This window comes from Mesorhizobium sp. RSR380A, from assembly GCF_054719385.1.
On the sequence record NZ_JBTTIB010000001.1, the window covers coordinates 2,605,060 to 2,630,217 of the forward strand.

The 25,158-nt window shown below is 63.0% G+C and carries 27 protein-coding genes, 1 tRNA gene and 1 pseudogene; 14 read left to right on the forward strand and 15 right to left on the reverse strand.

Annotation, left to right across the window (positions count from 1 at the left end):
* Positions 1 to 19: 19 nt before the first annotated feature.
* Positions 20 to 352, forward strand: coding sequence for a hypothetical protein (locus ACYG9Z_RS12570; protein ID WP_023681425.1), 333 nt, complete (start codon positions 20 to 22; stop codon positions 350 to 352).
* A 100-nt stretch (positions 353 to 452) separates the two neighbouring features.
* On the opposite strand, the gene ACYG9Z_RS12575 is transcribed toward ACYG9Z_RS12570, so the two are convergent.
* Entirely contained in the window at positions 453 to 1,736 is a 1,284-nt protein-coding gene (locus tag ACYG9Z_RS12575) for an MFS transporter (protein WP_031244297.1), read from the reverse strand.
* A 73-nt stretch (positions 1,737 to 1,809) separates the two neighbouring features.
* On the opposite strand from ACYG9Z_RS12575, the gene ACYG9Z_RS12580 reads away from it, so the two are divergent.
* The 3 genes from ACYG9Z_RS12580 to ACYG9Z_RS12590 all read left to right on the forward strand — a co-directional run bounded on the left by ACYG9Z_RS12580 (position 1,810) and on the right by ACYG9Z_RS12590 (position 3,567).
* Entirely contained in the window at positions 1,810 to 2,427 is a 618-nt protein-coding gene (locus ACYG9Z_RS12580; protein WP_023698744.1) for a TetR/AcrR family transcriptional regulator, read from the forward strand.
* Positions 2,428 to 2,503: 76 nt separating this feature from the next.
* Entirely contained in the window at positions 2,504 to 2,947 is a 444-nt protein-coding gene (locus tag ACYG9Z_RS12585; protein ID WP_031244296.1) for a hypothetical protein, read from the forward strand.
* Between the two features lie 26 nt (positions 2,948 to 2,973).
* Positions 2,974 to 3,567, forward strand: coding sequence for a hypothetical protein (locus ACYG9Z_RS12590; RefSeq protein WP_023681429.1), 594 nt, complete (start codon positions 2,974 to 2,976; stop codon positions 3,565 to 3,567).
* Positions 3,568 to 3,793: 226 nt separating this feature from the next.
* Here the strand turns inward: ACYG9Z_RS12590 and ppa are convergent, their stop codons facing one another.
* The 7 genes and pseudogenes from ppa to ACYG9Z_RS12625 all read right to left on the reverse strand — a co-directional run bounded on the left by ppa (position 3,794) and on the right by ACYG9Z_RS12625 (position 8,920).
* Positions 3,794 to 4,327: an inorganic diphosphatase gene (gene ppa, locus ACYG9Z_RS12595; RefSeq protein WP_023668623.1), complete on the reverse strand. Its 534-nt coding sequence runs from the start codon at positions 4,325 to 4,327 to the stop codon at positions 3,794 to 3,796.
* Positions 4,328 to 4,450: 123 nt separating this feature from the next.
* Positions 4,451 to 4,957 (reverse strand): GNAT family N-acetyltransferase, encoded by a 507-nt coding sequence (locus ACYG9Z_RS12600; protein ID WP_023668622.1) that lies wholly within the window; start codon positions 4,955 to 4,957, stop codon positions 4,451 to 4,453.
* Positions 4,958 to 5,201: 244 nt separating this feature from the next.
* On the reverse strand, positions 5,202 to 5,840 hold the full coding sequence (locus tag ACYG9Z_RS12605) for a TPM domain-containing protein (RefSeq protein ID WP_023693213.1): 639 nt from the start codon (positions 5,838 to 5,840) through the stop codon (positions 5,202 to 5,204).
* A 6-nt stretch (positions 5,841 to 5,846) separates the two neighbouring features.
* Positions 5,847 to 6,737, reverse strand: coding sequence for a TPM domain-containing protein (locus tag ACYG9Z_RS12610; protein WP_023693214.1), 891 nt, complete (start codon positions 6,735 to 6,737; stop codon positions 5,847 to 5,849).
* 35 nt (positions 6,738 to 6,772) lie between these two features.
* Positions 6,773 to 7,228: pseudogene (locus tag ACYG9Z_RS12615) on the reverse strand (TPM domain-containing protein); the annotation flags it as partial.
* A gap of 49 nt (positions 7,229 to 7,277) precedes the next feature.
* Positions 7,278 to 8,048: a TPM domain-containing protein gene (locus tag ACYG9Z_RS12620; protein WP_196814105.1), complete on the reverse strand. Its 771-nt coding sequence runs from the start codon at positions 8,046 to 8,048 to the stop codon at positions 7,278 to 7,280.
* Between the two features lie 239 nt (positions 8,049 to 8,287).
* Positions 8,288 to 8,920: a LemA family protein gene (locus tag ACYG9Z_RS12625; protein WP_023681434.1), complete on the reverse strand. Its 633-nt coding sequence runs from the start codon at positions 8,918 to 8,920 to the stop codon at positions 8,288 to 8,290.
* Positions 8,921 to 9,070: 150 nt separating this feature from the next.
* On the opposite strand from ACYG9Z_RS12625, the gene ACYG9Z_RS12630 reads away from it, so the two are divergent.
* From ACYG9Z_RS12630 to ACYG9Z_RS12655, 6 genes are all read left to right on the forward strand, one after another.
* On the forward strand, positions 9,071 to 9,322 hold the full coding sequence (locus ACYG9Z_RS12630) for a hypothetical protein (protein ID WP_023693217.1): 252 nt from the start codon (positions 9,071 to 9,073) through the stop codon (positions 9,320 to 9,322).
* 133 nt (positions 9,323 to 9,455) lie between these two features.
* Positions 9,456 to 10,340 carry a pyridoxal kinase PdxY gene (gene pdxY / locus ACYG9Z_RS12635; protein WP_023688841.1) on the forward strand — a complete coding sequence of 295 codons (885 nt, stop codon included), beginning with the start codon at positions 9,456 to 9,458 and terminating at the stop codon, positions 10,338 to 10,340.
* A complete protein-coding gene (locus ACYG9Z_RS12640; protein ID WP_023753182.1) occupies positions 10,337 to 11,095 on the forward strand; it encodes a DUF429 domain-containing protein in 759 nt (252 codons plus the stop codon). Before pdxY ends, ACYG9Z_RS12640 begins: the two co-directional genes overlap by 4 nt.
* Before the next feature lie 147 nt (positions 11,096 to 11,242).
* Positions 11,243 to 11,887, forward strand: a complete 645-nt coding sequence (locus ACYG9Z_RS12645) for a carbonic anhydrase (RefSeq protein ID WP_023668613.1) — start codon at positions 11,243 to 11,245, stop codon at positions 11,885 to 11,887.
* 67 nt (positions 11,888 to 11,954) lie between these two features.
* Positions 11,955 to 12,368, forward strand: a complete 414-nt coding sequence (locus ACYG9Z_RS12650; protein WP_023688839.1) for a hypothetical protein — start codon at positions 11,955 to 11,957, stop codon at positions 12,366 to 12,368.
* An 88-nt stretch (positions 12,369 to 12,456) separates the two neighbouring features.
* A complete protein-coding gene (locus ACYG9Z_RS12655; RefSeq protein WP_023688838.1) occupies positions 12,457 to 14,511 on the forward strand; it encodes a M3 family metallopeptidase in 2,055 nt (684 codons plus the stop codon).
* Between the two features lie 31 nt (positions 14,512 to 14,542).
* Here the strand turns inward: ACYG9Z_RS12655 and ACYG9Z_RS12660 are convergent, their stop codons facing one another.
* From ACYG9Z_RS12660 to ACYG9Z_RS12675, 4 genes are all read right to left on the reverse strand, one after another.
* Positions 14,543 to 16,018 (reverse strand): M81 family metallopeptidase, encoded by a 1,476-nt coding sequence (locus ACYG9Z_RS12660; RefSeq protein ID WP_023704976.1) that lies wholly within the window; start codon positions 16,016 to 16,018, stop codon positions 14,543 to 14,545.
* Positions 16,019 to 16,043: 25 nt separating this feature from the next.
* Positions 16,044 to 16,868, reverse strand: a complete 825-nt coding sequence (locus ACYG9Z_RS12665; RefSeq protein ID WP_023668609.1) for a carbohydrate ABC transporter permease — start codon at positions 16,866 to 16,868, stop codon at positions 16,044 to 16,046.
* Positions 16,865 to 17,734: a carbohydrate ABC transporter permease gene (locus ACYG9Z_RS12670; RefSeq protein WP_023681441.1), complete on the reverse strand. Its 870-nt coding sequence runs from the start codon at positions 17,732 to 17,734 to the stop codon at positions 16,865 to 16,867. Before ACYG9Z_RS12670 ends, ACYG9Z_RS12665 begins: the two co-directional genes overlap by 4 nt.
* A gap of 331 nt (positions 17,735 to 18,065) precedes the next feature.
* Positions 18,066 to 19,298 carry an ABC transporter substrate-binding protein gene (locus tag ACYG9Z_RS12675; RefSeq protein WP_023668607.1) on the reverse strand — a complete coding sequence of 411 codons (1,233 nt, stop codon included), beginning with the start codon at positions 19,296 to 19,298 and terminating at the stop codon, positions 18,066 to 18,068.
* A gap of 178 nt (positions 19,299 to 19,476) precedes the next feature.
* Here ACYG9Z_RS12675 and ACYG9Z_RS12680 point away from each other — a divergent pair, with 178 nt between their 5' ends.
* From ACYG9Z_RS12680 to ACYG9Z_RS12690, 3 genes are read left to right on the forward strand one after another with little or no spacing between them, the layout of a single operon-like run.
* The gene (locus ACYG9Z_RS12680) at positions 19,477 to 20,247 is read left to right on the forward strand and encodes an SDR family oxidoreductase (protein WP_023668606.1); all 771 of its coding nucleotides are present in this window, start codon (positions 19,477 to 19,479) and stop codon (positions 20,245 to 20,247) included.
* 2 nt (positions 20,248 to 20,249) lie between these two features.
* Positions 20,250 to 21,317: an ABC transporter ATP-binding protein gene (locus tag ACYG9Z_RS12685; RefSeq protein ID WP_023753217.1), complete on the forward strand. Its 1,068-nt coding sequence runs from the start codon at positions 20,250 to 20,252 to the stop codon at positions 21,315 to 21,317.
* 50 nt (positions 21,318 to 21,367) lie between these two features.
* Positions 21,368 to 22,249, forward strand: a complete 882-nt coding sequence (locus ACYG9Z_RS12690; protein WP_023704979.1) for a MurR/RpiR family transcriptional regulator — start codon at positions 21,368 to 21,370, stop codon at positions 22,247 to 22,249.
* Positions 22,250 to 22,252: 3 nt separating this feature from the next.
* Here ACYG9Z_RS12690 and ACYG9Z_RS12695 read toward each other — a convergent pair whose 3' ends face one another.
* Entirely contained in the window at positions 22,253 to 22,567 is a 315-nt protein-coding gene (locus ACYG9Z_RS12695; RefSeq protein ID WP_023693224.1) for a DUF167 family protein, read from the reverse strand.
* A gap of 13 nt (positions 22,568 to 22,580) precedes the next feature.
* Complete coding sequence (locus ACYG9Z_RS12700; protein WP_023668602.1) at positions 22,581 to 22,871, reverse strand: YggT family protein; 291 nt, start codon at positions 22,869 to 22,871, stop codon at positions 22,581 to 22,583.
* A 148-nt stretch (positions 22,872 to 23,019) separates the two neighbouring features.
* On the opposite strand from ACYG9Z_RS12700, the gene ACYG9Z_RS12705 reads away from it, so the two are divergent.
* Positions 23,020 to 23,095: transfer RNA gene (locus ACYG9Z_RS12705), tRNA-Ala, on the forward strand.
* A 101-nt stretch (positions 23,096 to 23,196) separates the two neighbouring features.
* On the opposite strand, the gene ACYG9Z_RS12710 is transcribed toward ACYG9Z_RS12705, so the two are convergent.
* Positions 23,197 to 25,158, reverse strand: coding sequence for an acyltransferase family protein (locus tag ACYG9Z_RS12710; RefSeq protein WP_081740621.1), 1,962 nt, complete (start codon positions 25,156 to 25,158; stop codon positions 23,197 to 23,199).

Genomic DNA, 25,158 nt, shown 5'->3' on the forward strand with positions numbered 1-25,158 from the left:
TTAAGCATCTCGGTGTGAGATGGTTTTGTTAACCAAGGCGGGAACCTTTCTGGGCCCGGGTAGTTCGAAATTCATGACCGACAAACTCAACCGATTTTGGCCCCTCATCGCTTCGGTCGCATTCGCTGCCGTGCTGGCGGCGAATGCCGCTCAATCGGCCGCCACGGTGAAGGAAGCCAATCCGGCCTCGTCGTCCGACCGGACGGCCGAGCAGATGTTTGCCGACGCCCCTGATGGCGTCGACCCCGTGGTCACCGGCCCGGTCAGCGCCTCTTTCAAGCAGAGGCAGCAGGTTGCCGGCTGCGACAGCGCGGTGTGGCCGAAGATTCCGACGGTTTGCTACCCGGACTGACGGCTGCCCATTCCAGGCGTAGCGATCCTTCGCACCGACCCAAAGGCTTACGCCGACCGCACCGGATCGAGCGTCACCAGGGGGAGATTAGTACCGCGCCTTACGCCGCTTGCGGCTCCGGATCGAAAGCCGGCCTGCTCGTATTGATCAGCAGCGACAGACACGCAGCCACGATCGCCGTCATGCCGGCGATCAGGAAGGCCAGTTCGTAATTGCCCTGCAATTCGCGCATGGTGCCGCCGAAGGCAGCGGCGGTGGCGGCGCCGACCTGATGGCCGGCTACGATCCAGCCGAACACGATCGGGCCGCTGCGGTCGCCGAAGGCCTCGTTGGCGAGCCTGAGCGTCGGCGGCACGGTGGCGATCCAGTCCAGACCGTAGAGCACGGCGAAGATGATCAGGCTGGTCGCCGAGAAGCCGGAATAGGGCAGATAGATCAGCGCCAGACCGCGAATGCCGTAGTAGACGCCGAGCAGCTTGCGCGGGTCGAAACGGTCGGTGAGCCAACCCGACAAAGTCGTGCCGATCAGGTCGAAAATGCCCATCAGCGACAACAGGCCCGCGGCCTGCACCTCGGGGATGCCCATATCGCCGCAGAAGGAGATCAGATGCGTGCCGACCAGCCCGTTGGTGGTGAAGCCGCAGATGAAGAAGGTGGCGAACAGATACCAGAAGACGCGGGTGCCGGCAGCGCGGCGCAGCGTGTTCAGCGTATGCGCCAGGAAATTGCCTTGCGATGCCGGCGATACCGGCGGCACGTCATCGGTCCCGGCGCCATAGCGCACCATGCCGATCGAAGCGGGACGCTCCGGAACCAACAGCCAGACCAGCGGCAGAAGACAGGCGGTGGCGATCGAGACGGCGGTAGCGACGGGCTGCCAGCCGCCCGACTGGGCGAGCGATGCCAGCAGCGGCAGGAACACCAAGAGGCCGGTGGCGCTGGAGGCCGACATCAGCCCCATCACCAAGCCGCGATTGGTCTTGAACCAGCGGTTGACGATGGTGGCGCCGAGCACGGTGGCGACCGCGCCGGAGCCGACACCTGAAAACACGCCCCAGGTGAGGAACAGATGCCATGGCTCGGTCATCAGCAGGCTGAGCGCGGTCGAGCCCGACATGATCACAAGCGAGGCAAGCAGCGTGCGGCGCAAGCCGATACGCTCCATCAATGCGGCGGCAAACGGCCCGGTCAGGCCGTAAAGGAAGATGCCGATCGCGGCGGCAATCGAAACCGTATCGCGCCCCCAGCCGAAGCTTTTATCCAACGGCAGCATCATCACCGAGGGTGCGGAACGAAGCCCGGCCGCGATCAACAAGCAGAGGAAGATGACGCCAACCACGACGAAAGCGTAGCGCTGGCCAAAGGGACGGGATTGAGCTATCATGTTACTGACCGGTACGTTGCAGGGTGAGGACATGTATACGTACCGATCGGTAACACGTCAATCGAGTCATACCATGCCAACGGACAAAAATATTGAACTGACCATCAAAGACGGTCATGCAGCCGCACCGCCCAAGGCTGCCAAGAAAATCCTCGACGTGGCCTACGACCTGTTCTACCGCCGCGGCATCCGGGCGATCGGCGTCGACGAGATCGTCAAGCGCGCCGGCGTCACCAAGCCCAGCCTCTACCGCAGCTTTCCCTCCAAGGACGAGCTCGCCGCTTCCTATCTCAGGCAATATGACCGTGAGTATTGGGAGCGTTTCGACGAAGCCGTGGCTGCCCATCCCGGCGACCCGCGGGCACAGCTCAGGGCTTTCCTGACTCGCGTCGGCAAGCGCACGCAAAGGCCGGACTATCGCGGCTGCGGCATGACCAACGCGGCGGTGGAATATCCCGAACATGGCCATCCGGCGCGCGTCGTCAGCGAGGCCAACAAGCAGGAGTTGCGCCACCGCCTGCGCGCGATGGCCGCAGCGATGGGCGCTAAAGACCCTGACACGCTCGGCGACGGCCTGCTGCTGTTGATCGAAGGCGCCTATATCAGTGGCCAGCTCTTCGGCCTCGGCGGCCCGGCGGCAGCGGTCGCCCGCAACGCCGACCTGCTGATCGAGGCGAGCTTGAAGAAATAGACCTCTTGCGATCCATTCCAACCGCAAGCAATATCGCTGTCATGTCAGCGATCAAAACAGAATCGCAGGTAACGACTTGAACATTGCTCAGACGATTTTGGACGATCTCAAAAAAATGTTCGGGATCAATTACATGAAGCGGGGCGACCTGGCGTTGATCTCGCACGAGGAAAAGAGGGATATTGCCACGGTCTTCGACCTGAACGAGCACAGGGTCAAGGAGGCCGTTCTGCGCAGAGTGCTTTTTCTGTTTTTGGTCGCATCGGTTGCGATGTATGTTGGGATGTATTTCGACGGCAAGGCACACGGCATTACCCAAACGGCGCGCATTCTGATCGCGTCGATAAGCGCAGTCGCTTTGGTATTTTTATACCTGGATGTTTTTGTTCCCGTCGTCCTGCTTGCCGCCTGCGCGTCCCTCCTCGCAATCTGCTGGATGGACTACCAGGCGATCGTTGCAGCCGCTTCGTTTTCCGCTTTGTACGCGCTATATTTTTTTGCGAGGCTCAGAGCCCGATAGCGAAATAACCACAGGGATTATTCGCCATGCGCGCTCTTCTGCTCTCGCTTGCCCTTGCCGGCCTCTGCCAGGTCGCCCATGCCGACGGAATATCCAGCGTCTACACCGACCTCGACTCGCAAAAGGATTGCGTCACCTATGCGCAGGCCGAGGAAGGTGACGGCGACTGGGCCGAACTCGCCTGCTCCGGCTATCGCGGCTATCCCGTGCTGATCGCCTATGACGATGCGCGTGAATCGCTGTTCTACGGGTTTCCGCCCGGCGGCGAGATGACCTCGGTCTGGGAGAGCTTTTCCGGCTTCAACTCGTCCGGCGCCAGGGTCGAATGGCGCATCGAGACCAAGGGCGACGTTGCCGTTCCCTTTGCCGTCATCCACCGCCGCTCGATCAGCAATCCCGAGGACGAGAACAAGCCGACCGAAGTGCTGCTCGTCGCCAAGGTCGCCCAGATGGAAGCCCGCGACGGCTGCACCATCGGCCTCGTGCTGGCCACCGGCAACCCGCAGGCCAACGACCAGGCGCGCAAGCTGGCGGACGAAAAGGCGAAGAGTTTCGCCTGTGGCAAGGACAAGCACACCGTCATCGGCAACGTCCCGGCTTTTGGCAGGGTGGATAACTAGCCACGTGGGTGCAAGGCACCCCCCTCTGCCCTGCCGGGCATCTCCCCCTCAAGGGGGGAGATTGGCAGCTTCGCTGGCGGCGCTTTTTCTTTCGGCGCTGAAAATTGACGAAAGCCGTTGCGACATCCGATCTCCCCCCTTGAGGGGGAGATGGCCGGCAGGCCAGAGGGGGGTGCCTCGCTGGCGTTTGCCGCTTACTTGAACGAGACGCAGGCCTCTCTCGGCGCTACTTTGCCGCCTTCGCCCGTGCGATCGCGTCGACGATCATCTTCTTGGCGTATTTGGAATCGTGCCAGCCTTCGATCTTGACCCATTTGCCGGGCTCGAGATCCTTGTAGTGCTCGAAAAAGTGCTGGACCTGGTCGCGGGTGATCTCGGGCAGCTGCGTGTATTCGGTGACGTTTTCGTAGCGCAGCGTCAGCTTCGGCGACGGCACGGCAATGACCTTCTCGTCCTGGCCGGCATTGTCTTCCATCACCAGCACGCCGATCGGTCGCACATTGATGACGCAGCCCGGCACCAGCGCGCGCGTGTTGCAGACCAGCACGTCGATCGGGTCGCCGTCGCCCGACAGCGTGTGCGGCACGAAACCGTAATTGCCGGGGTAGCGCATCGACGTATGTAGGAAACGGTCGACGAACAGCGTGCCGGCCTCCTTGTCCATCTCGTACTTGATCGGCTCGCCGCCGATCGGCACCTCGATGATGACGTTGATGTCCTCGGGCGGGTTCTTTCCGATGGCTATGGCTTCGATTCGCATGGCTTAAATCCCTCTCTCGATGTCCAAGATCGATAGCGGGCGGCGCGGCATGGTGCAATGCGGCGATTGGTGCGAAGCGCTAACGGAAGCGCACGGTTTATGATGATTTGTAACCGAGGCCGGTCATTCCCAGACGAAGGCGACCTTCTTGAGCGCCCTCTGCTCGAAAATCTCGACGCCTTCGGCGACGTCACGGCCACCCGCGCCGGCATAGAAGGAAAGTGCGTTCTGGTTGTCTTCCAGCGCCCACACCACCATTCCCTTCAGCCCGTGGTCGGCAAGCCGCGCCCGCGCCGCCTTGAACAGCCGGCTGCCGAGCCCGATGCCTTGATATTCCGGACGCAGGTAAAGTTCGTAGATTTCGCCCTGTTGCTTCAGCTCGCGGGCGCGGTTCTTGCCGATCGTGGCATAGCCGGCGATGGTGCCGCCGATCTCGACCACCAGAACGGTGGCGGCGCGGCGGATGGCGTTGGCCCACCAGTCGGCGCCGCGGCGGTTGATCATGGAGGTCAGCGAGCGATGCGGGATGATGCCGGAATAGGCGCCCTCCCAAGCCTGCTGGTGCACGTCCGCAATGGCGCCAGCGTCGCGCGGTTCGGCTTTCCTGATGTCGATGCTCAGCGTATTCATGATTTGTTAACCATAAACCCGGATCGGCCATTTGCAAGAGTCGAGGTCAGCCCGCCGACCGCTTTCTCACAGCCGATCGCGACACTGCTGACAATGGGCAAAGCCTGCCTGATAACGCGCTCAGCCGAGGCGAATGGCGTGGGTTTTCGAGAACCGGAGCGGAGCGTACTTTTTGTACGTGAGCACCGGAAGCGCAGAAAACCCGCGTCAGGCGTCCGGCTGAGTAGCTTTGCAGGCAGGCTTTTCAGATCTCGACGAGATGATCGTCCAGTTCATTGGCGTCGCCCGACGTCACCGGGAAATGCTCGGCCAGCACCGCGCCGACCTGCCCGATCGCCTTGACGAAGCCGTCGGCGAGTTGGTCGTCGCCGGCATGCTGCAGGAGATCGCGCACCACGCCGTCCCAGACATGCTGGCCGACCTTGCTGTCGATGCCCGAATCGGCGACCACTTCGGCATAACGCTCGGCGATCGACACGAAGACCAACACGCCGGTGCGCGCCGTGGTGCGGTGGACATTGCGGGCGAGGAACTGCCTGAGCGCATTGTCATGTGCCGCCTGGTAACGCTGCCGGCGCGGCACCAGATGGATGCGCAAGCCGGGCAGCGCCCACAAAAGCACCAACACCGAGGCCAGTGCCAGCAGTTGGACAATGACGAGATGCGGCAGCCGGATCGACAGCCACCAGGCTTCCAGCCCATAGGCGACGGCGAGGCTGGCAATCAGCATGCCTGATGTCGCCATGAAGGCGGCGGGAAAGAAATAGCCGTCGCTGGCATGCGCAACGACGCAGTAGATCTCGCCGTCGGTTTTGGCCTCGGCCGCGCGGATCGCGGTGGCGATGCGCTCATGGTCCTGTGGGCTGATCGGTCGTGTTGCCATCTTCTCTCACCAGCTCCCTGAAGACCCGCCACCGCCGGACGAACCGCCGCCGCCAGAAAACCCGCCGCCGCTGCTTGAGCCCGAAGCCCAGCTGCTGCCCGAACTTCCCGATGACCATCCGCTGCCCGGCGACGAACTTGTTGTCCAACTGCTGGAGCCCGAGGACGATCCGCTCGGCCCCTGGCCGTAGCGAAAGGTCATGCCCAGCCATTTATACACGCCCGGCGACAGCTTGGTGCCGAAGATCGGCGGCAGGAAGGCCATCGCCAGGCCGCCGAAGAACATCGCCGCCCACAGGATCAGGAAGACCGCGACTATAGGATCGACGGGCGTGCTGTGGTCGGCCGGGTTGCGCTTGCCGCGCGCCTCCAGCTCTTCCGGGTTGCCTTCCAGCACCATGACCATGTCGTCGACGGCCTTGGAAATGCCGCCGGAGAAATCACCGGCGCGGAACGCCGGCACCATGTCATTTTCGATGATCAGTTTGGTGTGCAGGTCGGTCAGCGTGCCTTCCAGCCCGTAGCCGACCTCGATGCGCATCTTGTGGTCGTTCTTGGCCACCAGCAGAAGCACGCCGTTGTTTTCGCCGGCCTGGCCGAGTTTCCAGAAGCGGAACAGCCGGTTGGCGTAGGGTTCGATCTCCTCGCCGTCCAGGCTGGGGATGGTGGCGACGACGATCTGGTCGGAGCCTTTGGTCTCGAAATCCGCGAGCTTCTGCGTTAGTGCCGCCTTGGTCGCGGCGTCGATAATACCGGCATTGTCGACCACCCGCCCGGTGAGTGCCGGCAGGTCTGCCGCCAAGGCTACGAACAGCATGGCGAGCATCGTTAACAAGGCGATGCCGATCGTCGCGGCTGCGCGGCCAGGTTTTGGCGGATTGAAGACGCGTACTGTCATGCCGTCACCAGCTCCCCTCAACCACCATGACCGTCCTCGATCACCATGATCATGTCGTCGACCGCTTTGGAAATACCGCCGGAGAAATCCCCGGCGCGGAAGGCCGGCACCATGCCTTCAATGATCCGTGTGGCGTGCTGGTTGGTGAGCGTGGCTTCCAGCCCGTAGCCGACCTCGATGCGCATCTTGCGGTCGTTCACGGCCACCAGCAGAAGCACGCCATTGTTCTTGGCCTTCTGGCCGAGCTTCCAGGCGTTGAACAGCCGGGTGGCGTAAGGCTCGATCTCCTCGCCGTCGAGGCTGGGAACCGTCGCGACGACGATCTGGTCGGAGCCTTTGGTCTCGAAATCGGCCAGCTTCTGCGTCAGCGCCGCCTCGGTCGCAGCGTCGATGATGCCTGCATTGTCGACGACACCACCGGTGAGGGCGGGCAGTTCCGCCGCCAGCGCCGCGAAGCTGACGAGCAAGACCAGCAAGGCAGCGCCGGTCATCGTGGCGAAGCGGCCATGCCAGGGATTGGCGATGCGTGTTGTCATCTCGTCACCAGCTTCCCGAGGAGCCGCCGCCGCCGGACGAACCGCCGCCGCCGGAAAAGCCGCCACCACCGCTTGAACCCGACGACCAGCCGCCCCCGCCCGAAGACCAGCCGCCGCTGGACGACCGCCGGCCCGGCTCGAATGTCATGCCGAGCCAGCGATAGCGGCCGGGACCGAGTTTTTGGCCGAAGATCGGCGGCAGGATGGAGGCGGCCATGCTGCCGAAGAAGATGATTGCCCAGATGCTGATGAAGACGCCGAAGAACAGATTGTCGGTATTGATGGGCGGCTTCTGGTTGCGCTCGCCGCGCGCCTCCAATTCCTCCGGATTGCCTTCCAGCACCATCACCATGTCGTCGACGGCCTTGGAAATGCCCCCGGAGAAATCGCCGGCGCGGAACGCCGGCACCATGTCGTTTTCGATGATCAGCTTGGTGTGCAAATCGGTCAGCGTGCCTTCCAGCCCATAGCCGACCTCGATGCGCATCTTGCGGTCGTTCGGCGCCACCAGCAGCAGCACGCCGTTGTTTTCCTTGGCCTGGCCGAGCTTCCAGAAGCGGAACAGCAGGTTGGCGTAAGGCTCAATCTCCTCGCCGTCGAGGCTGGGGATGGTTGCGACGACGATCTGGTCGGAGCCTCTGGTCTCGAAGTCGGCGAGTTTCTGGGTGAGCGCGGCTTTGGTGCCTGCATCGATGATCCCGGCATTGTCGACGACGCGGCCGGTCAGCGCGGGGAGGTCGGCGGCGAAGGCGGTGAGGGGCAGGAAGACGGCCAGAAAGGCGAGAAGAACACCAAGGTTGGCGTTCCTTCGCGTCCCCCTCTGTCCTGCCGGACATCTCCCCCTCGAGGGGGGAGATTGGCAATCTCGCTGCCGACGCTCAGCCGGCAACGCTGATATTTGGCGCAAGGACAGAAGACAGCTGATCTCCCCCCTTGAGGGGGAGATGTCCGGCAGGACAGAGGGGGGTGTGAAGGAACGCAAGGCTGGCAAAGGCCAAGCTCACCCAGACGTCATCACCCGCCCTGCTTCGTGCCGAAATCGACCTTCGGCGGCTGCATCTTGTCTTCTTCGACGGTGAAGTTGGCGAAGGGCTCGTTGCTGCGGAACCAGAAGGTTGCCCATAGCACCGACGGAAAGGTCCTCAGCGTCAGATTGTAATCCTTGACCGCCAGGATGTAGTCGCGCCGCGCCACGGCGATACGGTTCTCGGTGCCTTCGAGTTGCGCCTGCAGCGCCAGGAAATTCTGGTTGGCCTTGAGGTCGGGATAGGCCTCCGACACCGCGATCAGCCGCGACAGCGCGCTGGTCAGCCCTGATTGCGCATCCTGGAACTTCTTGAGCGCTTCGGGGTCCTTCAGCGTTTCCGGCGTCACCGTGATCTGCGTCGCCTTGGCGCGCGCTTCGACCACCGCATCGAGCGTGTCCTTTTCATGCGAGGCATAGCCCTTCACCGTCTCGACCAAATTGGGAATGAGGTCGGACCGACGCTGATACTGGTTCAGCACCTCGCTCCATGCCGCCTTGGCGTTTTCCTCCGCCGTCGGGATGGTGTTGAAGCCGCAGCCGGCGAGCAGAGGCAGCACGACGGCCATCATCAGCACGGCCGGCAGACTGCGGAAAGGGAAGGCAAGGCGCTGGGCAAACATGGTGAGGTCCCTCGACAGAAGTTGCATGCGAAGCATTAGCACAATCCGCGCTCAAGAAAATGTCTGCCGCTGGCGCGCATTCATGCGCCGGCGAGGCCCTGTGATTGATCGCGCGAACACGGTATGGTTGCCGGCAAACAGGACAGGATCATGGCGGAACGCCACGACGATGACAGCGAATCGCGCCGCATTATCGAGCGCGTGGCGAACGAGGGCGGCCTTGGCGGCGCATCGCTGGTGTCACGGGCAGCGAAAGGCGCGCGCGATCATGTTACCGCAGCGGAGGCCGACCGATCCGATCCGATCGAGGTCTGGGGCACCCGCATCGGTCGCGCACTTGGGCTCATCGTCGCCCTCGGCCTTTTGATCTGGCTCGTGTACTACGTCTCCCGGGGCAGCTAGAGCATGATCCTGAAAAGTGGGAACCGGTTTTCTCGGACAAACGGGAACCGTTTTGTCCGGAGATCATCCTCCAACCAAAGAGATAGATCAGGATGACGATTCAACGAAAAATTATCCGTATCTAGGATTTTCCATGAACCGCGAAAAAGCCGACGCGCCGCGCGCGGTCATCGTCATTTCCAGCCATGTCGCCCGCGGCTCGGTCGGCAACCGCGCCGCCGTGTTTGCGCTGGAGACGCTGGGCTTTCCCGTGTGGGCGGTACCGACGGTCATCTTGCCCTGGCATCCGGGCCATGGCCGCGCCACGCGCATCGTGCCGCCGCTCGACCAGTTCAAGGCGCTGATGGCCGATCTCGAGCGCGCGCCCTGGCTGGGTGAGGTCGGCGCGGTGCTGTCGGGCTATCTTGGCGAGGCCGGCCAGGCCGAGGCCGTCGCCTCGCTGGTTGCGGCGGTCAAGGCCAAGACGCCGGACGCGATTTATATATGCGATCCGGTGATGGGCGATTCCGGCGGGCTCTATGTGCCCGAGCCGACGGCCGCCGCGATGCGCGACCGGCTGATGCCGATCGCCGACATCGCCACCCCCAACCGCTATGAGCTGGAGTGGATGGCCGGCGCGCCTTTGCCCGATCTGAAATCGGTGATCTCGGCCGCCCTCCATGCCGGACCGTCAACAATGCTGGTGACGTCGGCACAGTCGATGATGACCGGCGGCACCGGCAATCTGCTGCTTGACGGCACCCAGGCGCTGCTGGCCGAACACCGCCTCATCGACAAGCCGCCGAATGGCCTCGGTGACCTGACTGCGGCCGTCTACCTCGCCCGCATCCTGTCGGGGCAGCCGCCGATCAAGGCGCTGCAATCGACCACCGCCGCCGTCTACGAAATCCTGGCGCGAACCGCCAAGCGTGGCGGCGACGAGTTGCAGCTTGAAACCGATGCCCAGAGCCTGTCGCATCCGATGGCGATGGTGCAACTGCGCCACCTCACGCATCCGGGGCGGGACCGCCGGGCGTGACCTCGACCGTGGTCGTCGACGGCTGCAAGGCCGGCTGGATCGCCGTCCGCCGCGATCTGGATGCCGCGCCGTCAGTCCGCGTCTTTCCCAGCTTTGCGACCCTGCTCGACGCCTTGCCCGCCGATGCGACAGTGGTCGTCGACATGCCGATCGGCCTGCCGGACGTCTCGCAAAGAGGCGGGCGCGGGCCGGAGACCTTGGTACGGCCAATGCTCGGAGCACGGCAATCCAGCGTCTTCTCTATCCCGTCCCGCCCGGCCCTCTACGCCGACACCAGCGGCTTCACCACGGTCGAGGCCTGGTATGAGGCACATCGGCGCGCCAGCGAGGTGGCCAAGGCGACCTCCGATCCGCCACGCGGCGTCTCGATCCAGGCCTTCGGCATCTTTGCCAAGATACGCGAGATCGACGCGCTGCTGATCGCACGTCCGCAACTGCGCCGCCGCGTCTTCGAATCGCATCCCGAAGTGGCCTTCTGCCGGCTGAACGGCGAAAAACCGATGACACTGCCGAAGAAGATCAAGGGCGCCGTCAATCCGGCCGGGATGGAAGAACGCAAGGCACTGCTCTGCCGGCACGGCTATACCAGAGCTTTCCTTGACCAGCCGCCGCAACGCGGTGCTGCCGCCGACGATTTCCTCGACGCCGCAGCGATGATGCTGATTGCCGGACGCATTGCCGGCGGGGAGGCAACGCCGTTTCCCGACCCGCCGCTTGCCGACCGTTTCGGCATTCCCCTGGCGATCTGGGCGTGAGGCAAGCGGCGCCATGCGTGCGGCATGGCGATTTGCGACGAAGCCATCCGCAATTCGGCATTGCCCGCGACGGGCATTTGCCGTTAGAGCCTTTCTAACTTGAAATGAGCTGCCGTCGCTAACCCCGAAAGGCTTCATCCCTAGCCCATGCCCCATCTCCCCGAACATCTTTGGACCGGCTACCGCAACTTCATGAATGGCCGCTATCTCACCGAGAGCGGACGCTATCGCGAGCTTGCCCGCGAGGGGCAGGCGCCCGAAACCATGATCGTTGCCTGCTGCGATTCCCGCTCTGCCCCCGAGGCGATCTTCGACGCCGGTCCGGGCGAACTGTTCGTCCTGCGCAATGTCGGCAATCTGGTGCCGCCCTATGCGCCGGACGGCGAGTTCCACTCGACCTCGGCCGCGCTCGAATTCGCCGTGCAGAGCCTGAAGGTGAAAAACATCGTGGTGATGGGCCATGGCCGCTGCGGCGGCATCCGCGCCGCGCTCGACACCAATTCGGCGCCGCTGTCGCCCGGCGACTTCATCGGCAAATGGATGAGCCTGATCGCGCCGGCGGCCGAAACCGTTTCGTCCAGCACGTTCATGACGACAACCGAACGGCAGACGGCGCTGGAGCGGATTTCCATCCGCTATTCGATCGCCAATCTCAGGACCTTCCCTTGCGTCTCCATCCTCGAAGGCAAGGGGCGGCTGTCGCTGCATGGCGCCTGGTTCGACATCTCGACCGGCGAGCTCTGGGTGATGAACAAGGACACCGGCGACTTCGAGCGGCCGGATTTGACGTAGACCCATGATCCCGAAAAGTGGGAACCGGTTTTCGGATAAGGGCATGGTCAAATAAGAGGAGGCAAGAATGCGGGTTTGGCCTGCGATCGCTTTCGCCGTAGCGGCGCTGCTGATTTCGCTCGTCCCTGCCCGCTCCGATGACGGCGCCATTATCGACCGCTGGTATTCGGCGCTGCTGGTCGCCGATCGCACCGAATTGTCGGACCTGCTCGCCGACGATGTCCGCATCAAGCTCGACGATCTCGGCGTCGTACAGTCGAAGCAGGAGTTCATCGCGTCGATCGACGAATGGAAGGGCGCGGTCGCCGGAGCCGCAATCCGGCATCGCGTCGAAAAGAGCGAGGCCGGCGTCACAACTGTCATCGCCTGCTATGATTTCCCCAACAATGACATGCTGATGCAGGAAACGTTCGCCGTCACCGGCAACCGCATCACCGCCAGTTCGCAAGCGGCGATCGCGGAAAATTGCGACGGCTTCTGACGCGGGCTTGAACGGCCGCGCTGTTGCGCCGCGCCAGTCATCGCCCTACATCGGTCAGCAAGCTCCGCCAATCATCGAAAGATCCCCCATGCCGTCCACGAAAACCGTCGATCTCGCCGCCCATCCGCTGACCAAATGGCAAGGGCCGCTCGGCCTGCCGGATTTTGCCAGCATCGGCGACGACGATTTCTCCTCGGTGTTCGACGCGGCGCTGAAGGCACATGAGGCCGAAATCGATGCGATCGCCGGCAACAAGGATGCGCCGACCATCGAGAATACGCTGGCAGCCCTCGAGCTCGCCGGTGAGCCGCTCGACCATGTCTCGTCGATCTTCTGGTGCCGGGCCGGCGCCCACACCAACGATGCGATCCAGGCGCTGGAGCGCGATATCTCGCCAAAAATGTCGAGGCATTTCTCGGCGATCTCGATGAACGAGAAATTGTTTGCCCGCGTCGACGATCTCTACCAACGCCGTGAGACGCTCAAACTCGACGCCGAGACGCTGCGGGTGCTGGAGAAGACCTGGAAAGGCTTTGTGCGATCGGGCGCAAAACTCGACGCCGACGGCAAGAAGCGGCTGGCCAACATCAGCGAGGAGCTGTCCTCGCTCGGCACGACCTTCGGCCAGAACGTGCTGGCCGACGAGCGCGACTGGGCGCTTTTCCTCGACGAGGCTGATCTTGCGGGCCTGCCGGACTTCGTGAAGAGTTCGATGGCCGAAGCCGCCGAGACGCGCGGCCAGAAAGGCCGCTACGCAGTCACCTTGTCGCGCTCTATCTATGAGCCGTTCACGACCTTCTCCGAACGCCGCGACCTGCGCGAGAGCGCCTTCCGCGCTTTCACCATGCGCGGCCAGAATGGCGGCGCCAGCGACAACACCGCAGTGGTGCGCGACATGCTGAAACTGCGCGCCGAAAAGGCCAGGCTGCTAGGCTATGCCTCGTTCGCCGCGCTGAAACTCGACGACACCATGGCCAAGACGCCGAAGGCGGTGCACGACCTCCTCGACCCGGTCTGGGAGAAAGCGCTGGAGAAGGCCGCCGCCGACCAGAAGGAGCTGGAGCGGCTGGCGACCAAGGCAGGCAGCAACGAAAAATTCGCCGCCTGGGACTGGCGCTTCTACCAGGAGAAATTGCGCGCCGAAAAATTCGCCTTCGACGAGGCGGAACTGAAACCCTATCTGCAACTCGACCGCATCATCGACGCCTGCTTCGACGTCGCCACAAAACTGTTCGGCATCACTTTCGAGGAGAAGAAGGGCATCGCCGCCTGGCATCCCGACGCGCGCGTCTTCGTGGTGAAGAACGCCGATGGCAGCGAGCGCGGCCTGTTCCTCGCCGACTATTTCGCCCGGTCCTCGAAGCGCTCCGGCGCGTGGATGAGCGCGCTGAAGTCGGGCTACAAGCTTGGCGATGGCTCCAAGCCGGTGATCTACAATATCATGAACTTCGCCAAGCCGCCGGCCGGGGAAGCAGCGCTGTTGTCGGTCGATGAGGCCAAGACCCTGTTCCACGAGTTCGGCCATGCTTTGCACGGCATGCTGACCGACGTCACCTGGCCGTCGGTGGCGGGCACCTCGGTTTCCCGCGATTTCGTCGAACTGCCTTCGCAGCTCTACGAGCACTGGCTGACGGTGCCCGCAGTGCTGGAAAAGCATGCGCTGCATGTTAAGACCGGCAAGCCGATGCCGAAGTCGCTGCTCGACAAGATGCTGGCCGCCCGCACGTTCGGCGCCGGTTTCGCCACGGTCGAGTTCACAGCGTCGGCGCTGATCGACATGGCGTATCACGCGCGGCCGGATGCGCCGGCGGAACCGCTGCGTTTCGAAGCCGAAACGCTGGAAAAGCTTGATATGCCCGACACCATCGCCATGCGTCATCGCACCCCGCATTTCGGCCATATCTTCTCCGGCGACGGTTATTCAGCCGGCTACTATTCCTACATGTGGTCGGAAGTGCTCGACGCCGACGCCTTCGCCGCCTTCGAGGAGACCGGCGATCCCTTCAACCCGGCGCTGGCGGAACGGCTTCGGAAGAATATCTATGCCGCTGGCGGGTCGAAGGATCCGGAGGAGCTGTACACGGCGTTCCGCGGCAAGATGCCTTCGCCGGAAGCGATGATGGTGAAGCGGGGATTGCTATAGCGCCGCCTTATCTCCCCCCTCGAGGGGGAGATCACCAGCGCCAAGGATCCGCCACCCGTGGCCACACCGGCCGCGTCAGCTTCCTGTAATCCGTCACCGCCGGATTGCTCGGATACGAGCTCGGCGCCGAGACATAGATGATCTCCGCCGCGATCGGTTCAAAGCCGGCGTAGAAATGGTTGGTTGACTTGATCAGCAATATGTCCTTCGACAACGGATCGACACCGATGTTGGAGAAGACATCCGGCTCGAAGGTCTGCGTGCGGTTGGTGTTGAGGATGATGTCGATTTCGGTGCCTTCGAGCCGCACCAGCGCCGTCGGTCCGAGCGTCACCCGGCTCGGCCCGAAGCTCTGCCAGCCCTCGGGGACGGCTTTCAACACCTTGACGCGCGCATCGATCGGTTCGCCGGCCAGCGGCCCGGCCTTGCCGCCGAAGCGCAGGTCGATGACGGCGCCTTCGCCTGCCGCCTGGCAAAAGGTGACAGCGATCGGGTCCCAGATCGTCGCCACGCCAAAATTGTCCACGCCCCGTTCCAGCATGGCGCGCAGCACGACCGTACCGTCGCCGGCGACGCCACCGCCGGGATTGTCCCAGATGTCGGCAATCACAACCGGCTTGCCGGGATTTTCCTTGCGCACGGCCAGTGCCCGCGCGATGCCGTCCTCGGTGTTCAGCATCGTCATCGCCGTCCTTTCGCGCATGGCGTAAAGCTCGTGCCCTAGCCTCTCCGCCAGCGCATCGCCCTTGGCCTTGTCATTGTCAGTGACGACCAGGATGCGCGTGCCCATTTCCGGCACGTCCGCGGCCATGAAGCCATGGATGACCGAGACCGACAGCACGCCGTCCTTGCCGTGCAGCGCCTTGATGCGGTCGACGAAGGAGCGCATCGGCTCGCGGCTGGTCGGCAGCACCTGGATCATGCGGCAGTCGAACGTCGAGATCACCGGCTTGATCTCGTCGCGCGCCGCCGCCAATCCAAGCTCGACGACATGTTCGCCGCGCTCATAGAAGTCGGTGTGCGGGAATTCGAGGAAATAGGCCATGACATTGCATGCCGCGACGCGCTTTGGGGTCAGATGACTGTGCGGGTCGAGCTCGACCGCGATCACCACGTCGGGCCCGACGATTGCGCGAACCCGTTCCAGCAGATCGCCTTCGCAATCGTCATAGCCTTGCGCCACCATGGCGCCGTGCAGGCCGAGGATGACGGCGTCGACCGGCAAGGCTGCCTTCAACTGGCCGAGAATCTCGTCGCGCAACGACTCATAGGTCTGCCGCTGCACCAGCCCGCCCGGCTCCGCCCAGGTGGCGGTGCCTTCGACGACGGTCAGCCCTTCGGCAGCCGCACGCCGGCGCAGCGCGACCATCGGCGAGGAGCACAAGGTCGGCGTGTCCGGATGCTTGCCCGGCCCGGCATAGAACGCCATCTCGAACGACGCCCGGTCGGTCGGCACCGGCGAGAAGGTGTTGGTTTCGGTCGCCAGCGAGGCGGTGAAGATGCGCATGAAAGCTCCGTTGTGAATGGCGCCGTTATTTGACCGCCCCGAGCGCCAGCCCGCGGACGAGATAGCGCTGCAGCCAGATGAACAGGATTGCCACCGGCAGCGTCGCCAGCAGCGTCGCCGCCATTACATGGTGCCATTCGATCGTGTAGCGGCCGGCGACCAGCGAGAACACCTGGATAGGCAGCGTGTAACTTTCCTGGCTGCGCAGCATTGTGAGCGCAACGACGAACTCATTCCATGCGTTGATGAAGGTGAAGATGGCGGTCACCGCTATTGCCGGCAGGCAAAGCGGCAGAAACACTTTTCGCAAGGTCAGCCATCGGCCGGCGCCTTCCATCCACGCTGCTTCCTCGAGATCGCGCGGGATGGTGTCGAAATAGCTTTGCAGCATCCACACGGTGAAGGCGACGTTGAAAGCCATGTAGATGACGCCGAGCGCGGTCGTGGATTCGATCAGACCCCAGGCCGCCATCAGCCGGAACAGGCCGAGCACCAGCACGATCGGCGAGATCATCTGCGAGATCAGCAGGAACTGGCGGAAGGCGCCATAGCCGGCAAAGCGAAACCGCGACATGGCATAGGCGGCCGGCACCGAGATCAGGATGGCGCCGACGGTGGCGATAACAGAGACATAGAGCGAATTGGCCAGCGCCTGGCCAAAGCCGGTCGCCACCCACATGTCGGCAAAATTCGACCAGTGGAATTCGCTTGGCCACCAGGTCGGCGACAGCACCTCCTGCCGCGGCTTGACCGCGGTCAAAAACATTACCGCGAAGGGGAAGATCGTCACCACGAGCAGCGGCGAAAGCAGCAGCCAGGCGATGATCGTACGCTTCAGCTTGGGCGTCATGTGCGCTGCTCCCGCATGGCAAGCCGCACATAGATCATGGTGAAGATCAAAAGGATGGCGAACATCAGCAGCGACACCGCCGATGCTTCACCCAGTTTGCCGATGCGGAAGGCCAGCTTGTAGAGATGGGTGACCAATATGTCGGTCGAGTTGGCCGGCCCGCCCTGCGTCATCACCCAGATGATCGGGAAGGAATTGAAGACGTAGATGGTGTTGAGCACGATGGCGATGTTGATGAACGGCTTCAGCAGCGGAAAGGTGATCTCGCGGAACTGCTGCAGCGGCGTCGCCCCCTCCAGGGCCGCCGCCTCGTAGAGGTCGTCGGGGATCGACGACAGGCCGCCGAGGAAGATGGTCGTGGTGAACGGTACCGTCACCAATATGCCAATCAGCACCTGCATCGGGAATGCCGTCTCGGCGCGCGCCAGCCACTGGATGTTTTCATGGATCAGGCCGAGCCCGATCAGCGCCGAGTTCAGCATGCCGCTTTCACCGTTGAGCGCCCAGCGCCAGACCACCGCCGTCATCGTCAGCGACACCGCCCAGGGCAGCATGATGATGACGCGGGCAATGCCGCGGCCGTAGAAATCGGTGTTGAGGATCATCGCCACCGGCACCGACAACAGCAGCGCGCCGCCGACCACCAGCAACGTCCACAGGCCGGTGCGCCAGAGTGCCGCCAGGAAATCGGGATCGGCGAGGAAGGCTGAATAATTGGCGAAATCGTTGAAGTCGCGTAGCTGGCCGAAGCGGCTGACGTCATGCGTCGAGATCTGGATCAGGTCCCAGACCGGCCAGAAGATGACGACCGCCGCCAGCAACAGGCTGGGCAAGGTCAGCAGATAGGGCAAGAAGCGATTTTGCATCGGCCGGTTTTGTACCGTGGTTCTGTGGCGCTGGCACGCCAGCTCGGATCAATCTTGCATATCGGTCTTTAGCAGCGCTTCAGAAGAATGCCTTTCCTCTCCCCCGTCGATCAGGGGAGAGGTGTCGAGCGAAGCTCGGGGGGTCGACCCTTGGGGCGCAAGGCGAGGTGATGTTTGCCCCTATTGCCCTTCCTATGTCCATCGCGGCGGTTGCCAGGTGGTTCCCCCACTCCGTCTCGGCTTCGCCGAGCCACCTCTCCCCCCTCCGGAGGGAGAGGAAAGTGTGGCGCGCCCCGATCTCTGGGGCGCGCCGGGCGCAGGGAGATACGCCCTATTTCTTGATCACGGCGTTGGCCTTCGCAGCCGCTTCCTTCAAGCCTGCCTCGGGGTCGCCGCCGAGATAGATCTTCTGCATGGCATCCGAGGTGATCTGGGCGACTTCTTCCCAGCCGGGGATGACCGGTGCAAAGCGAGCGTCGGGCAGCAGCGCGGTGAACGCTGCCAGATCGGCATTGTTGACGTAATAGTCCATCTTGGCCTCTTCCTTGTTCACCGGCAGGAAGCCTTCGCCTTGCGTGAACTTGGCGCGCTGTTCGGTGGTGAACAGGAAGTCGAGCAGCTTCCAGGCCTCATCCTTGTTCTTGGAATTCTTGAACATGATGATGGAATCGGTGACGCCGTACGTGCCGCGCGCGCCGGTCGGTCCGGCGGGGATAGCGGCCACGCCATATTTCAGGTTCGGCGCCTCGTCCTTGATCTGGTTGGACAGGAAGGGCGCGGTGATCATCATGCCGACCTTGCCCTGCTTGAACAGGTTCTGGACGTCCTCGCGGTTGTTGGAGGTGACGCCGGGTTCCGTCAGGCCTTCGTCGATCATCGACTTGTAGAGCTTGGCGGCTTCGAGCGCGCCCGGCGTGCCGAGGCCCGACGTGCCATCCTTGTTGAGAATCTCGGTGCCTTGCGACCACATCGCATAATAGTAATAGACGTCGGTCTCGATCTCCTTGCCCTGCAGGCCGAAGCCGAACGTGCCGGTGCCCAGTGCCTTGATCTTGCGCGCATCCTCCTGCAACTCGGTCCAGGTTGCCGGCGGGTTGGCGATTCCGGCCTTCTCGAACAATTCCTTGTTGTAGTACATGGCGCGCGCCGAGGCCGCGATCGGCAGGCCATAGGTCTTGCCCTCCATGATCGACGGCGACAGGAAGGTGTCGATGAAGCGGTCCTTGAAGTCTGGCTTGATGTAGGCGTCGAGCGGCTCGGCGACATCCTGCTGGACGAAATCGATCAGCCAGCGGGTGCCGATGATCGACAGGTCGGCATTGGTACCGGCCGTGATGTCGGTGGTCAGCTTCTGCAGCAGCACGTCCCACGGCACAACTTCGAACTTGACGGTGATACCCGGGTTGGCTGCCTCGAATTCCTTTTTCACCGCTTCGAAATACGGGCCGGTCTTGGCGCTGTATTCGGCGACGGTTACGCGCACCTCGCCGGCATCTGCCTGCGCGGCCAGGGCGAGCAGGCTCATTCCGGCCATCAGGCCGACAGTCCATTTTGCAAGCTTCATTCGATCTCTCCCATTTGATTGCGCCTGCGCTCTTGCGGCTTCCAGGCGACCAAGGCTTAATGTGACTTTCCTACATTATCCATCATTTGACCTTGTGCAAGCGGATTATCCTGTTGCTTAATTACATTTCTTAAAATAGCGTTTTCCGATTATCGTAGATCCCAGGGAGGCGCGCAGCGTGGTTTCAAAGGCCGAATTCGCAGGCAAGACCGTGCTGGTGACCGGCGCCGGCGGCGGGCTCGGCTCGGCTATTGTGGCGCTGCTGGCCGAACGAGGCGCGCGCGTCGTCGGCTGCGACCAGTCGCAAGACCAGCTCGGCAGTCCGCATCTGGCGTCGGGCCACGTCTTCGACCTTCTCGACCGGATCTCCACCGATGCCGCGATCACGGCGATCCTCGGGAAAGACGGCGTGCCCGACATCCTGATCAACAATGCCGGCTGGACGCGCGCCGAGACTCTTGCAGCGCTGACCCCCGACAAGATCACGCATGAGCTCGACCTCAATCTGACCGGGGTGATGCTGTTCGCCGATCCGCTGATCAAGGCAATGGCCGCGCGCGGTTCGGGCAGCGTCGTCTTCATCTCTTCCGTCAACGCCATCGCCCATTTCGGCAACCCGGCCTATGCCGCGGCCAAGGCCGGCATCAATGCCTATGCCAAAGCGATCGCTGTGGAACTCGGCCGCAGCGGGCTGCGCGCGAATGTCGTCTGCCCCGGCTCGATCCGCACTGCCGCCTGGGACCATCGCCTGGCCAAGAACCCGGATGTTCTCGGCAAGCTCAAGCGGCTCTATCCGCTCGGCCGCATCGTCGACGCCACGGAAGTGGCCGAAGCGGTGGCCTTCCTTGTTTCGGATCGCGCATCGGGGATAACCGGCGCGGTGGTGCCGGTCGACGCCGGACTGACCGCCGGCTTCCTGCCCTTCATCGACGACATATTGGGAGCCTGACCATGACCGATGTCGAGTTCCGCGACCTGTCGAAATCCTTCGGACGCCACAAGATCCTCGAAAACATCAGCCTCGACATCAAGAGCGGCGAGTTCGTCGTGCTGGTCGGCCCTTCCGGCTGCGGCAAGTCGACCTTGCTGCGCATGCTGGCCGGGCTGGAGCCGATCACCGCAGGCGACCTCTTGATCGGCGGCGTGCGCGCCAACGATTTGCCGCCACAGCAGCGTAACATCGCGATGGTCTTCCAGTCCTATGCGCTGTTTCCGCACCTGAAAGCGGCCGACAATATCGGCTTTGGCCCAAAGATCCGCGGCGAAAGCCGCACGGCAATCGACGCCAAGGTGAAAAAGGCCTCTGGCGTCCTCAACCTGTTCTCCTATCTCGACCGCTATCCCCGGGAACTGTCGGGCGGCCAGCGCCAGCGCGTCGCAATGGGCCGCGCCATCGTGCGCGAACCCTCGGTGTTCCTGTTCGACGAGCCGCTCAGCAATCTCGACGCGCAATTGCGCGTGCAGATGCGCACCGAGATCAAGGCGCTGCACCAGCGGCTGAAATCGACCATCGTCTATGTCACCCACGACCAGATCGAGGCCATGACCATGGCCGACCGCATCGTGGTGATGGACCGCGGCAAGATCCAGCAGGTCGGCGCACCGCTGGAGCTCTACGACCGTCCCGCCAACAAATTCGTCGCCTCCTTCATCGGCTCGCCGTCGATGAGTTTTGTCTCCGGCGCCCTGAAGACGACGCCCGAGAAAAGCTGGTTCGAATCGGCCGGCGGAGGGCGACTGGCGCTCGGCAGCAAGACGGTGCCGGCTGGCAGCACGGTCGAGGCCGGCATACGGCCCGAACACTTCGTCATCGGCGAGGCTGTCGACGCGATGGCGATCAAGGTCGATGTCGTCGAGCCGACCGGCTCGGAAACCCATGTCTATGGCGCCATCGGCGCTGACACGGTGCGCGCCGTGTTCCGCGATCGGATACAGGTCAAGCCGGGTGAAATGCTGCCGGTCTCGGTCGCGCCTGCAAACATCCATCTGTTCGACACGGCGACAGGCCTGCCGCTATGAGAGCGCCGGCATGAAAACGAAAACACCACGATGAAGACGACAACCCAGAAATGAAAACGCCGGCCGACATCATCACGCGCCTGCAGCTGATGTCGCAGGACGGCACCAAATCGGACCGCCGCCTGGCCGGCCTCGTGCTGACCGATCTCGACTTCGCCTCCAAGGCGGCAATCTCGGAAATTGCCGCGCGCGTCGGCGTCAGCGAGCCGACGGTCACCCGTTTCTGCCGCAATCTCGGCTGCGAGGGTCTGCGCGATTTCAAATTCTACTTGGCGCAGGCGATCGCCATTGGCGGCCAGTATCTGTCGCCCGAACCGCTGAACCGCGACGCGCGCGAGCAGCGCATTGCGTCGGCCATCACCGAAGCGGCAATCGCCGCCATCCAGCGCGCCAGCGAAAACCTCGACATGAAGACGCTGGTGGGCGTGGCCGCGCGCATCGTCAGTTCGGGCAATGTGCTGTGCATCGGCTCCGGCGGCATTTCCTCGATGATGGCGACCGAGATGCAGAACCGGCTGTTTCGGCTCGGCGTGCCGGTGCTGGCGCAGATCGACGGGCAATTGCAGCGCATGTATGCCGCGGTCGCCACATCGGAGACGACGCTGATCGCGTTCTCGGTGTCCGGCTATGCGCGCTCGGTGATCGACGCCGTGCAGGTCGCCCAGCAATATGGCGCCACCACCATCGCCGTAACCCCGCCGGAATCAGCGCTCGCCAAGGCCGCCGATACCGTCATCCAGTTCCAGTCGCTGGAGGACGGCAACATCTACAAGCCGACCTCGTCGCGCTATGCTCTGCTGTCGATCATCGACATGATCGTCACCTCCGTGGCCGAGACGCGCGGACCCAGGGTTCTCGAAAACCTGCGCCGCATCAAGCAGAGCGTGAACACGCTGAAGGTCGACGATCCGAAGCTGCCGCTGGGGGACTGAGGATTATTCGGCGGCCAGTGCCTCGATGCTCTTCACCAGCGTCGATGGTTCGCCAACCACACGCACCGTCTTCAGCCGCGCCGTGCCGCCTGCAATGACCGACACGACCGATGCCGGAACGCCCAGCGCCTTGGCCACCAGCCGTTCCAGCGCCGCATTGGCCGCGCCATTCTCCGGCACGGCGCGCACGCGCGCCTTCAAATGGCTGCGCCCGTCGGCCGATACCTCGGCGCCTTCGAGCCTGTCCACCGAAGACTTCGGCGTCAGCCGGATAAACAGGTCGATGCCGTCAGCGCGCAAGCGGAATGGCGCGTTCATGCCATCGTCGGGTTCACAGGACCAGCGGCGCTATCGTGGTGAGAATGAGCTGCCTGAGGAAGAACAGGAGCAGAAGCAGGATGATCGGCGAGATGTCGACGCCGCCAAGGTCGGGCATGAACCGACGGATTGGACGCAGCGCCGGCTCGGTCAGCCGGTAGAGCATGTTGCCGATGCTGCCGACGAACTGATTGCGCGAGTTGACGACGTTGAAGGCATAGAGCCAGGAAAAGATCGCCGAGGCGATGATGACCCACCAGTACAGGTCCAGCGCCATGACGATTGTTTGAATGAGGGCGAGCATGCCGGTCTCCGATTGTTGCCGACATGTAGCCATTGAGCGCGAAACCGGCAAGGGCCGGTCGCCTACAAGCATCGGGCACAAGGGATTTCGGCAAAACCCCGCCTTGACAGGAAACCGCAGCCTTCGATAAATGCGCCATCCGCTGGACGGGGCTGTAGCTCAGCTGGGAGAGCGCGTCGTTCGCAATGACGAGGTCAGGAGTTCGATCCTCCTCAGCTCCACCAGCGGAATTTCCATTTCTTTGCTCGTCCCGAAAAATATCTGGACTCTGTGCCTGCTGGAGCAACTTGGGAAAGCGCGAGGCCCTTTCGCTTTGGGAATCGCATCACAGGCCGAGCCTGGGGGCGAGATAAGGCGCGAGCGCAAGCGAATAGGTGGCCGTCAAATGACCGGTGTCGCGCCAGACGATCATATTGCCGACGACCGCCGGGCATAGTTCCGGTCCGCACAAAGCGTCAGTCATATCGACGACGCGCACGTTTTTCTGACCCTCCGCGGCAAGCGCCAACAGGTTGTTGAGCTCGGCGTCGCTTCTTTTGGTGGAGCATTTTGCGGGCGTGGCGCTCAGGCAATCGCCGGGTTCGAATCGCATCAAGGGCGTGTTGCGGATGACGATGATCTGCGAACCTGCCTCGGTCAGTTCGCTCCAGACATTGCGCAGCCCCTCGATCATCAGGTCATCCGGAACCGATCCGGCGTTGGACTGGCTGGTGATGACGGCGAGCGGCCTGAGCTTTAAAACCTCAGCCAGCACTTTCTCCCTCCACTCGTAGCAAGATGGATACGGTTTGCCGTCCGACTTGGTAGGCGCACGCGCGAATGCGCAGGCGGATTTCGAGAAAGAAACCAGTTTGAATTTGCGGTCCCTGGCGATCTTGTTCAAGGCTGGACCCCATTGGGCAGCGTGGGAATCGCCAACGAGGACGATGGTTTTCGTGCCGGCAGGGTCGCCCAGCACACATCCCACCGGTTTCGCTCCTTTCAAGTTTTGCTGACATCCCGCCGAGAATAAACCCGACACGTCCCGCCTTAGCCGGGCCAGCGGCGGCAGGAGGTCCACATCGTCCGGAATCGTCGCGCCGGTCAGCAAGGCGGCAGGCCCGGGGTAGGCAGCTGTGCCGATCAGCGTAATGTCGGTGGGTTGCGTCGTCACGAAATGCAGAAGCCCCGCGGATGCCGCCACGCATGCCAGCACCGCGATGGTGCCATATCCCAGCGGCTTCCACCAGGCACCCCGGGATTGCCGGCAGGGTTGTTCGACATAGCGATAAGACAGGTCCGACAGGACCACAGTCACCGCAATCAGGCCGGCACCACTGGCAAAGGTCAGCGAAAAGCCCTGTCCCAGGAAGAATGTGATCAACGGCCAATGCCAGAGATAGATCGAATAGGACCTATCGCCGATGAACCGAAGCGGCCACAAATCGAGCCCACGAAACCGACCGGCTTGGCCTTCGCCAGCCAGGATGATGAGCACGGTGGCCAGGGTTGGCAGCAACGCACTGAGGCCAGGGAACGGTGTCGCCGCTGAAAACAGAAGAGCGGAGGCAAGGATGCCGGCGGTGCCGGCAAGCGCCATCACCCGGCTTGCACCCGCGCCCAGGCGGAACCGGTGCTCGCCAAGCACCAGCAGGCCGCCCAACGCCAATTCCCACAGGCGTGTATGGCTGACGAAATAGGCCTGTGCCGAATCCGTTTTCGTCAGGATGACCGAGGCGGCCAGCGATGCCAGGAAAACGAGCGACAATGTCGTCGCCAAGCATCGTCGCAAGGAGAGATGCCATCGCCGCGCCAGCCAGATCACGCCGATCATGAGCACCGGCCAGACGATGTAGAACTGCTCTTCTATGGAAAGCGACCAGTAATGCTGCACCGGCGTCGGCAGATTGTCGGCGTCGAGATAGCTGACTGCCTCGTGGGCCAGACGCCAGTTCTCGACATAGAGCGCGCTGGCCAGGATCTGGTTGGCCGTTTCCTCCCAGCGCGCCTTGGAAATGAACAGCAGCGTACCGAGCAGCGTCACCAATAGAACCAGGATCGCTGCTGGCAGGAGCCGGCGGATTCGTCGCGAATAGAATTCGATCAGCGAGACGCGACCGTCGCGCAGCGCCATCTGCGCCAGCAGCCCGGTGATCAGATAGCCAGAGATGACGAAAAAGACGTCGACGCCGATATATCCGCCGGGAAGAGCATGGGGCCACAGGTGAAAGACGACGACCAGAGCGACGGCCAGTCCGCGCAACCCTTGTATTTCGGGTCGAAACCGACGGTTCTGATCGATTGTCAC

Coding starts and splice junctions, on each gene's coding strand:
- ACYG9Z_RS12570 (WP_023681425.1), top strand. CDS start 20: ATGGTTTTGTTAACCAAGGCGGGAACCTTTCTGGGCCCGGGTAGTTCG.
- ACYG9Z_RS12575 (WP_031244297.1), bottom strand. CDS start 1,736: ATGATAGCTCAATCCCGTCCCTTTGGCCAGCGCTACGCTTTCGTCGTG.
- ACYG9Z_RS12580 (WP_023698744.1), top strand. CDS start 1,810: ATGCCAACGGACAAAAATATTGAACTGACCATCAAAGACGGTCATGCA.
- ACYG9Z_RS12590 (WP_023681429.1), top strand. CDS start 2,974: ATGCGCGCTCTTCTGCTCTCGCTTGCCCTTGCCGGCCTCTGCCAGGTC.
- ppa (WP_023668623.1), bottom strand. CDS start 4,327: ATGCGAATCGAAGCCATAGCCATCGGAAAGAACCCGCCCGAGGACATC.
- ACYG9Z_RS12600 (WP_023668622.1), bottom strand. CDS start 4,957: ATGAATACGCTGAGCATCGACATCAGGAAAGCCGAACCGCGCGACGCT.
- ACYG9Z_RS12605 (WP_023693213.1), bottom strand. CDS start 5,840: ATGGCAACACGACCGATCAGCCCACAGGACCATGAGCGCATCGCCACC.
- ACYG9Z_RS12610 (WP_023693214.1), bottom strand. CDS start 6,737: ATGACAGTACGCGTCTTCAATCCGCCAAAACCTGGCCGCGCAGCCGCG.
- ACYG9Z_RS12625 (WP_023681434.1), bottom strand. CDS start 8,920: ATGTTTGCCCAGCGCCTTGCCTTCCCTTTCCGCAGTCTGCCGGCCGTG.
- ACYG9Z_RS12630 (WP_023693217.1), top strand. CDS start 9,071: ATGGCGGAACGCCACGACGATGACAGCGAATCGCGCCGCATTATCGAG.
- pdxY (WP_023688841.1), top strand. CDS start 9,456: ATGAACCGCGAAAAAGCCGACGCGCCGCGCGCGGTCATCGTCATTTCC.
- ACYG9Z_RS12645 (WP_023668613.1), top strand. CDS start 11,243: ATGCCCCATCTCCCCGAACATCTTTGGACCGGCTACCGCAACTTCATG.
- ACYG9Z_RS12650 (WP_023688839.1), top strand. CDS start 11,955: ATGCGGGTTTGGCCTGCGATCGCTTTCGCCGTAGCGGCGCTGCTGATT.
- ACYG9Z_RS12655 (WP_023688838.1), top strand. CDS start 12,457: ATGCCGTCCACGAAAACCGTCGATCTCGCCGCCCATCCGCTGACCAAA.
- ACYG9Z_RS12660 (WP_023704976.1), bottom strand. CDS start 16,018: ATGCGCATCTTCACCGCCTCGCTGGCGACCGAAACCAACACCTTCTCG.
- ACYG9Z_RS12665 (WP_023668609.1), bottom strand. CDS start 16,868: ATGACGCCCAAGCTGAAGCGTACGATCATCGCCTGGCTGCTGCTTTCG.
- ACYG9Z_RS12670 (WP_023681441.1), bottom strand. CDS start 17,734: ATGCAAAATCGCTTCTTGCCCTATCTGCTGACCTTGCCCAGCCTGTTG.
- ACYG9Z_RS12675 (WP_023668607.1), bottom strand. CDS start 19,298: ATGAAGCTTGCAAAATGGACTGTCGGCCTGATGGCCGGAATGAGCCTG.
- ACYG9Z_RS12685 (WP_023753217.1), top strand. CDS start 20,250: ATGACCGATGTCGAGTTCCGCGACCTGTCGAAATCCTTCGGACGCCAC.
- ACYG9Z_RS12690 (WP_023704979.1), top strand. CDS start 21,368: ATGAAAACGCCGGCCGACATCATCACGCGCCTGCAGCTGATGTCGCAG.
- ACYG9Z_RS12695 (WP_023693224.1), bottom strand. CDS start 22,567: ATGAACGCGCCATTCCGCTTGCGCGCTGACGGCATCGACCTGTTTATC.
- ACYG9Z_RS12700 (WP_023668602.1), bottom strand. CDS start 22,871: ATGCTCGCCCTCATTCAAACAATCGTCATGGCGCTGGACCTGTACTGG.